At 72.7% G+C, this 8395-nt stretch carries 8 protein-coding genes; all 8 read right to left on the minus strand.

From position 1 onward, the window contains the following. Positions 1-203: 203 nt before the first annotated feature. Positions 204-383 carry a hypothetical protein gene (locus ABZ880_RS35715; RefSeq protein ID WP_361271749.1) on the minus strand — a complete coding sequence of 60 codons (180 nt, stop codon included), beginning with the start codon at positions 381-383 and terminating at the stop codon, positions 204-206. Positions 384-541: 158 nt separating this feature from the next. Next, positions 542-1336: an enoyl-CoA hydratase-related protein gene (locus ABZ880_RS35720; protein ID WP_361271751.1), complete on the minus strand. Its 795-nt coding sequence runs from the start codon at positions 1334-1336 to the stop codon at positions 542-544. After that, entirely contained in the window at positions 1329-3461 is a 2133-nt protein-coding gene (locus ABZ880_RS35725) for an acetate--CoA ligase family protein (protein ID WP_361271752.1), read from the minus strand. The genes ABZ880_RS35720 and ABZ880_RS35725 overlap by 8 nt, the downstream gene beginning before the upstream one ends. Before the next feature lie 13 nt (positions 3462-3474). Continuing rightward, positions 3475-4635, minus strand: a complete 1161-nt coding sequence (locus ABZ880_RS35730; protein WP_361271754.1) for an acyl-CoA dehydrogenase family protein — start codon at positions 4633-4635, stop codon at positions 3475-3477. A 35-nt stretch (positions 4636-4670) separates the two neighbouring features. After that, complete coding sequence (locus tag ABZ880_RS35735) at positions 4671-5234, minus strand: thioesterase family protein (protein WP_361271757.1); 564 nt, start codon at positions 5232-5234, stop codon at positions 4671-4673. Continuing rightward, complete coding sequence (locus ABZ880_RS35740) at positions 5231-6334, minus strand: serine hydrolase domain-containing protein (RefSeq protein ID WP_361271760.1); 1104 nt, start codon at positions 6332-6334, stop codon at positions 5231-5233. The genes ABZ880_RS35735 and ABZ880_RS35740 overlap by 4 nt, the downstream gene beginning before the upstream one ends. Next, complete coding sequence (locus tag ABZ880_RS35745; RefSeq protein WP_361271763.1) at positions 6334-8172, minus strand: ABC transporter ATP-binding protein; 1839 nt, start codon at positions 8170-8172, stop codon at positions 6334-6336. Before ABZ880_RS35745 ends, ABZ880_RS35740 begins: the two co-directional genes overlap by 1 nt. After that, positions 8169-8395, minus strand: a 227-nt coding sequence (locus ABZ880_RS35750; RefSeq protein ID WP_361271765.1) for a hypothetical protein, incomplete at its 5' end; no start/stop codon positions are given. The genes ABZ880_RS35745 and ABZ880_RS35750, both read right to left, overlap by 4 nt.

The raw sequence follows: 8395 nt of genomic DNA on the forward strand, positions 1-8395 counted from the left end.
GACGATCAGGCCCGGCACGTCACGGTCGGCCTCGAAAGGCACAATGCTCGTGCTCATGGCCACGGGTCCCCCCACGCGTCCCCCTACGGACCGGATCTCCGCCCTCCGCGGCGGAGACCACGTCCGACGAGAGGTCCTGCACCGCGCCCTGCAACAGGGCGGAAGTGCCTGACTGCTCCATTCAGCTGCTCCCGTCGACTCGTTCAGCCCTTCTTGGGGCGGGGGGTCGGCGGCGAGAGCAGCAGCTTGGTCTCTGCGGAGAGAAGCGCGAGGGCCGCGCATTCCCGGCTGTCACGGTAGACGCCGTCCGGCTCGGCGGGGTCGAGTGCCGCCTCGATGTCGAAACGGGTGACTTCCTCGATCGCCTTGTCCGTGGAAGGCATACGACCATCTCCTCTGGGTTGCTTGAAGCCTCCGTCATTCAGATCACCACACCTACACAGAGGGTGCAAACCGTCACATATGACACACCAGTATCTGATTCAACATTTCGGACGTGTGCTGCATGAACTTCCGCCGAGCCGAGCGGAATTGACGGCGTTCAGCGGCCGGTCCACACCGGCCGACGCTTCTCGGCGAACGCGCGTGGCCCTTCCTCGGCGTCCTGCGAGGCGAGAACCGCCTGGTAGGCGGGCATGCCGGGCCCCCGCATGGCGGCGAAGGCCTCCTCGATGCCCTGGCTCTGCGTCCTGCGCGTGATCTCCTTGATCGCCGCTACGGCGAGAGGCGCGCTGCGGCAGATCCGGCGGGCGAGCGCCATGGCCGCGGGCAGAAGGCGTTCGCCGGGGACGACCTGGTTGACGAGGCCCCAGCGGGCCGCCTCCGGCGCGGTCATGCGCCGTCCGGTCAGCAGCAGCTCGGTGGCGATCGCCGGGGGCAGGCGCCGCGGCAGCCGCAGCACGCCGCCGGAGTCCGGGACCAGGCCCAGCGTGGCCTCGGTGAGGGCGAACTCGGCGTGCTCGGCAGCCACGATCAGGTCGGCGGCGAGGGCGAGTTCGAAGCCGCCGCCGAGCGCGAGACCGTTGACGGCGGCGATCACCGGCTTGTCCAGGGCGAAGAACTCGGTCAGCCCCGCGAAGCCGCCCGGCCCGTGATCGGCGTCGACCGCCTCGCCCGCCGCCGCGGCCTTGAGATCCCAGCCGGCGCTGAAGAACCGCTCACCGGCGCCGGTGACGACCCCGACCCGCAGCCCGGGATCGGTGCGCAGCCGCTCGAACGCGGCGTACAGGGCACGGCTGGTGGCGACGTCCACGACATTCGCCTTCGGCCGGTCCAGGGTGACGACGAGGACGCCGTCGTCGGCGGAGAGCCGTACCGCGGGTCCGGGCTCAGGCATGCGGCGGGTCCTCCTGTGCGGGGCGGGTGAGGCGGATCAGTACGTCGGCGGCGTAGGCCCCGCGGCCCTCGGGGAGCACCAGCAGGGGGTTGACGTCCAGCTCGACCAGGTCCGGCGCGTGGTCCTGCGCGTAGGCGGCCACGGCGGCCACCGCTGCGACGGCGGCCTCGACGTCGGCCCTGGGGCGGCCGCGGTGGCCGTCGAGCAGCGGCCAGGTGCGCAGGGAGGCGAGCGCCGTGCGGATCTCGTCCGGGGAGGCCGGGAGGAGCAGGGTGGCCGTGTCCCGGAGCAGTTCGACCAGGATGCCGCCCGCGCCGACGGTCAGGGCGGGGCCGAAGCAGGGGTCGCGGTGCACGCCGACGATCAGCTCGGCGACGGGGTCCCGCACCATCCGCTCGACGAGGAAGCGGTCGGGCAGGCCGCGGCGGAGCATCTCCTCGGCACCCTCGCGCACCTGTCCGGCGTCGGTCAGGTTCAGGCGTACGGCTCCGGCCTCGGTCTTGTGCGTGAGGGAGGCGGAAACGGCCTTGAGGACGACGGGAAATCCGAGCTCGCGGGCGCGGAGGGCCGCCTCGCCAGGGCCGGTGGCCAGGGCCGCCTCGGGGGTGCGCAGGCCCCGTGCGGCGAGGGCGCGTTTGCCCTGCCACTCGTCGAGGGTGTGGGGCGGGCCGCCGTGCGCCGGCGGGTGGGAGGTGAGCGGCCTGATGCGGTCGGCGCCGGACTGGGCCTCGCCGATGGCCGCGGCGGCGGCGATCGCGTCCAGGCATTCGGTCAGGCCCTGCATGGGGGCGATGCCCTCGCCGAGCAGCCGTGTGCCGGTCTCCTCGGGCAACCCTTCGGGCAGCGAACTGACCAGGCAGGTGGCGGGAGTCGGGGACGCTGCCCGGTGCGCGGCGATCAGGGCGTCGACCGCCGTGTCCCATGAGGCCGCCTCTCCCGTGCCCGGCTTCGGCATGTCGAGGATCAGCAGCTGCGCGTCCAAGTCGGCGGCCAGGACCGCCCCGTAACACTGCGTCAGCGCGGCTCGGTCGTCCCAGATGTAGGTGTGGTAGTCGAGCGGGTTGGCGACGCCGACGCGCTCGCCGAGTACGGATCGCAGCCGCTCGTCCGTGAGTTGGGGGAATTCCGGCAGGGTCACCCCGCGGGGCTGGGCGAGGTCGGCCACCAGGGACGCCTCGCCGCCGGAACAGCTCATGGAGGCGATCCGTGAGCCGGGCAGCGTGCCGTGCACGGTCAGGAACTTCAGCGTCTCCAGCAGTCCGGGCAGATCCCGGACCCTGGCCACTCCCATGCGCCGGAACAGGGCGTCGTACAGCGCGTCCGAGCCGGTCAGCGAGCTGGTGTGGCTGAGGGCGGCGCGTGCGCCGAGCGGTGAGCTGCCGGCCTTCAACGCGACGAGGGGGATGCGTCGTCGGAGTGCTTCGAGGGCGACCCGGGAGAAGCCGGCCACGTCCTCCAGGCCCTCGATGTGCACTCCGATCGCCGTCACCCGGGGGTCGTCGAGGAGGCCTTCGACGAGTTCGTGCGGCTGAAGGGCGGCGCTGTTGCCGACGGTGATGAGGTACGACAGCGGGAGCGAGCGGCGGTGCATGGTGAGGTTGAGCGCGATGTTGCCGCTCTGGGTGATGATCGCGGGGCCGCGGGAGGTGCGTGTGCCGCCGTGGCGGTCCGGCCAGAGGGCGGCGCCGTCGAGGTAGTTGAGGATGCCGTAGCAGTTGGGGCCGACGACCGCCATGTCGCCGGCGGCCGCCACCAGCCGGTGCTGCAGTGCGGTGCCGGTGGCGCCGGTCTCGGCGAAGCCGGAGGCGTAGCACACCGCGCCGCCGGCGCCGCGCCGGGCGAGGGCCGCGACGATGTCGACGGTCGGCTCGCGCGGTACGGCGACGAAGGCCGCGTCGGGCGCTTCGGGCAGGGCGTCCACGTCGGGGTGGCAGCGCAGCCCCTCAACGGTGCGGTGCGTGGGATGTACGGGCCAGATGGCGCCGTCGTAGCCGATGCGCCGGCACTGGCGCACCACCTCCGCCGCCTGCCGTCCGCCGAAGACGGCGATGTGCCGCGGTGAGAGGAGGCGCTGGAGGTTGTGGGCGCGGGCGGAACGGGCGGTGTCGAGGGCGGACGACGTCATCCCCGCTCCCCCGTCAGGCCCCGTGCGGGCGCAGCAGCGACCGCGCGATGATGTGCCGCTGGATCTCGCTGGTGCCGTCCCAGATGCGTTCCACCCGGGCGTCGCGCCAGTGGCGTTCGACGGCCGTCTCCTGCATCAGGCCCATGCCGCCGAAGATCTGGACCGCGTGGTCGGTGATCCGGCCGAGCGTCTCCGAGGCGTGCAGCTTGGCCATCGCCGCGTCCCGGTCGGTCATCCTGCCGTGGCTGAGCTTCCAGGCGGCCGACAGGGTCAGCAGTTCGGCCGCCGCCAAGTCGGTTGCCATGTCGGCGAGTTTGAAGCCGGTGCCCTGGAAGCGGCCGATGGGCTGCCCGAACTGCTCGCGCTCGGCGGCCCAGCGCACGGCCGACTCCAGGACCCGCCGCCCGCGGCCGACGCTGGTCGCGGCCACGGTGAGCCGGCTGGCGCCGAGCCACTCCCCCATCAGCTCGAAGCCCCTCCCTTCCTCGCCCAGCAGCTGCCCGGCCGGTATCCGGCAGTCGGTGAAGGTCAGTTCGCACTGGTGGTAGCCGCGGTGGGAGACGCAGGCGGAGCCGCGGCGGACCTCGAAGCCGGGGGTTTGCTTGTCGAGGAGGAAGGCGCTGATACGGCTGCGTTCGCCGCGCGCGGTCCGCTCGGTGCCGGTGGTGGCGAAGAGGATGACGTAGTCGGCGGTGTCGGCGTGGCTGATGAAGTGCTTGGTGCCGTTGATCACCCAGTCGCCGTCGACGCGTTGGGCGCGCGTGCGCATCGAGCGGACGTCGGAGCCGGCGCCGGGTTCGGTCATGGCGAGGCAGTCGTGGCGTTCGCCGCGGATCGTGGGCAGCAGGTAGGTGTCGATCTGGTCGCCGGTGCAGCCCTGGAGGATGTTGCTGGGGCGGGCGACCAGCATCTGCAACGCGTAGGAGGCGCGGCCGAGTTCGCGTTCGGCGAGGGTGAGGGCGATGGGGTCGAGGCCGCCGCCGCCCAGTTCCTCGGGCATGTTGGGGGCGTACAGGCCGGCGTCGAGGGCCTTCTTGCGGATCTGGGCGGCGAGTTCGGCGGGGACCTCGTCGAGGCGCTCGACCTCGTCCTCGTACGGATAGAGCTCGGTCTCGACGAACGCGCGGACGGTGTCGACGACGAGGTCCTGCTCGGGGGTGAGCCCGAAGTCCATGGAGCGTCCTGCCTTTCGAGTCTCCTGAGGAAGCGTCAAGTTGCCTGAGAGCGGGGCGGTTTGCGGGGGATTCCCATGACGTGGCCGACCGCCTCGGGCACGGGCAGTCGGGCGTGTGCGGTGCGGGTGGCGCTCAGCCGCTCGACGAGGAACCCGGGGAAGGGCGCGACCCGTCCGGCGGCGGTGTCGACGTGCAGCAGCATCTGTTCGGCGGTGGCGAGCAGCAACCCGGAGTCCTCGTGGTACATGGCGTGGAAGAGGTGCAGGCGCTTGTCGTCGACGTCGAGGATCTGCAGCGTGAGCCGCAGCGGGTCCCCCTCGCTCGCCTCGCCACGGTGGTGGAGGTGGGTCTCCGCGGTGTAGAGGGAGTGGCCGCCCGCCCGGTAGGCCTCGTCGACGCCGATCCAGCGGAAGAAGGCGTCCGAGTTGTCGCCGAAGACGAGCAGGAAGCAGGACTCGCTGAGGTGGCCGTTGTAGTCCACCCAGGCCGGGGAGACGGTCGTGCGGTGCAGGGCCAGGGGGGCGGGGGGCGGGGTCTCGGGGTCCCAACCGCCATGCTGCCGGCCTTCGTACGGGGTGACGATGCCGTGCTGCGTCATGGGCGCACCGCCGCGGCAATCGCGGGCAGCGCGAGGTAGCACAGGTCGCGGTGCTGGCGGTCGGCCCAGGCGTCCCCGTGCGGCCAGGCCGACGTCTTCACCACGACCACGCGCCGGGCCCGGTCGACGTAGACGAACTGGCCGCGCATGCCGTCGGCGGTCACCCGCTGCCCGGCTCCGTCCAGGGGCCACCAGTGGTAGCCGAATCCGGCGTGTGCGGTGATCGTGCTGGGCAGTCGGCCCGGGGTGAGGAACGGCTGCTCGGGGCGGCTGGAGGCCTCGACCCAGTCGGGCGACAGCAGTTGTCGGCCGCACCGGCTGCCGTCGATCTGCAGCCATCCGAGCCGGGCCCAGTCGCGGGCCGTCGCCGCGAGTGCTCCGCCGGCCATGGGGACGCCGGACGCGTCGAGGCCGACGACGGCGGGGTGTTCGGCGCCGACGGCCTGCCAGAGCCGGGCGAGGTGGGTGGCGAAGTCGAGGCCGGTCGCCCGTTCGCGCACCCAGTCGAGGACGAGCGAGTCGGCGGTGCAGTAGGCAAAGGCCGTGCCGGGTGGGCGGCCGGGTGGGATGCGCAGTACGTGGTCGCGCAGCTCGCCACTTCCCTCGCGGAGGCAGGCGGCCAACCGGGAGGCGGGTGAGGCGCGGTCGCGGTGGTCCTCCTCCCAGTCGACCCCGCTGGTCATGGTCAGGAGTTGACGGACCGTCACCCGCGCGTAGCCGCTGCCCGTGAGTTCGGGGACGTGGGTGGCAGCGGGGGTGTCCAGGTCCAACCCCACAACCTGGCCGACCAGTTGGGCGAGCGCCGATTTGGTCGCCGAGTTGCCGAGGAGCCGGTCGTCCGGGGTGATGCCGGGGGCGTAGTGCTCGTGAACGAGGGTGCCGTCCGCGATGACGACCAGCGCGGTGGTGTGGGTGAGGGGGAGGAACTCGTCGAGGTCCATGGTGCGTCCGGCGCCGGTGATGCGGACGGACAACGGACGGAGGGCGCGGGGCCAGGGTTGGGGAGTCGCCGCCGCGATCTCCGTGGAGTGGGGATACCAGCGCTGGGGTTCGCGCAGGGTGTCGGTGTCGGAGCCGGGCGAGACGGCTGATGTGGCCATCAGGCGCCCTCCTCGACGAGTTCGGCGGAGCCGTCTCCGCGGCCGGGTGTGTCCGCGAGCAACTGCCGTGTGTAGGCGGCCGAGGGCCGGTCCAGTACGTCGGCCGTGGGTCCCTCCTCGACGATGCGGCCCTCGGAGAGCACCGCCACGCGGGTCGCCAGGGAGCGGACGAGGGCGAGGTTGTGGGTGACGAACAGCATCGACAGGCCGCGGCTGGAGCGCAGTTCCTCCAGCAGTCCCACGATCGACGCCTGGACGGAGACATCGAGGGCGGAGGTCACCTCGTCGCAGATCAGCAGCTCCGGCTCGCAGGCCAACGCGCGGGCGATGGCGACGCGTTGGCGTTCACCGCCGGAGAGGCGGTCGGGGCGCAGGTCGTAGACGGCCGGTGAGAGCATCACCTGGCCGAGGAGTTCGTGCACGCGCCGGGTGGCGTCGGCGCCGTGGGCCAGGCCGAACAGCTCCAACGGGCGGCGGACGATCCTGCCCACGGTCATACGGGGGTTGAGGGCGAGGTAGGGGTTCTGGAAGACGTACTGGACCGCCTTGCGCAGCTCGCGGGTGCGCTGCCGGGCGCCGGGCGGCAACGGCTCGCCCCGGAAGGACAGGATCCCGCTCCATTCCTCGTGCAGCCCTCCGACGGCACGTGACAGGGTCGACTTGCCGCTGCCGGATTCCCCTACGACGGCCACGCACTCGTTGCGTCCGACCTCCAGGTCGATGCCGTGCAGGACGGTCCGGGAGCCGTAACGGGCGCTCAGGCCGCGGACGGTGAGGACGGGCTCGGGGCGGGTGCTGGCGGGCGGTGCGGACACGCTGAACTCGAGGGGCTGGGAGCGGACGTGCTCGGTACGGTGGCAGCGGGCCAGGACGGGAGCGGTGCGGGCGGGGGCGTCGCCGGTCTCGGTCAACTCCGGCTCGCGCTCGGCGCATGCCGCCTCGGCGAACGCACACCGGTCGTGGAAACGGCAGCCGGAGGGGCGCCGGCCGGGCGAGGGTGCGCTGCCGGGGATGCCCTTGAGGACGCGGGATTCCGTGACGCTGGGGACGGCCGCGAGGAGGGCGCGGGTGTACGGGTGCGCGGGAGCCTCGAAGATCTGCTCCCGTGGGCCGATCTCCACGATCCGCCCGGCGTACATCACCGCGACCCGGTGGGCGAACTCGGCGACCACCGCGAGGTCGTGGGTGACGTACACGGCCGCCACCGCGTGCCGGGTGCACAACTCCCGTACGGTCGCGAGGACATGGGCCTGGGTGGTGACGTCGAGGCCGGTGGTCGGCTCGTCGAGGACCAGCACCCGGGGTCGTAGCGTGAACGCCATGGCGATAGCGACGCGTTGGAGCTGGCCGCCGGAGAGCTGGTGCGGGTAGCGGCGCAGGAACTCGTCGTCGTCGGGCAGGGCGACCTCGGCGAGGACCTCGCGGACGCGGGCGTCGCGCTCGACCGGGGTGCCCGCGTGGTGGACGTCGAGCACCTCGCGGATCTGGCGGCCGATGCGCATCACGGGGTTGAGGGAGGCGGCGGGATCCTGGGGGACGTAGGCGACCTCGGAGCCACGGCGTTTGCGGGCCTCGCCGGGCGAGGCGCCGAGCAGTTCGCGGCCGTCGAGGACGACGGCACCGGCGTCGATGCGGGCGCCGCGCCGGGTGTGGGCGAGCAGGGCGGTGGCGATGGTGGTCTTGCCGCTGCCGGACTCGCCGACCAGCGCGAGGATCTCGCCCTCGGCGACGTCGAAGGCGATGTCGTCGACGACGTCGGGACCGCTGCGGCCGAGGACGACCCGCAGCCCGGTGACGGAACAGGAGGGGCGAGTGGTGTCGGTGGTCGGGGTGCTCATGAACTCACTCCCTTGCTGAGGTGGGCCCCGGCGGGGGTGGGGGCGGCAGGCGCGGCGCGCATGGAGCCGGTGGCTGTGCTGCCCGAGGCCCCGGCAGGCACCGGGGTGACGGAGGCGGCGCGCGCGAGGCCGCTCGCCATGACGACCAGGAACCCGACGGCCGTCCCGGCGCCGAGGCCAACTCCGACGGACGCCTCTACGACAGGAGCAGCGCCCGCGAAAC

The organism is Streptomyces sp. NPDC047043 (genome assembly GCF_040644055.1).
Classification (GTDB): domain Bacteria; phylum Actinomycetota; class Actinomycetes; order Streptomycetales; family Streptomycetaceae; genus Streptomyces.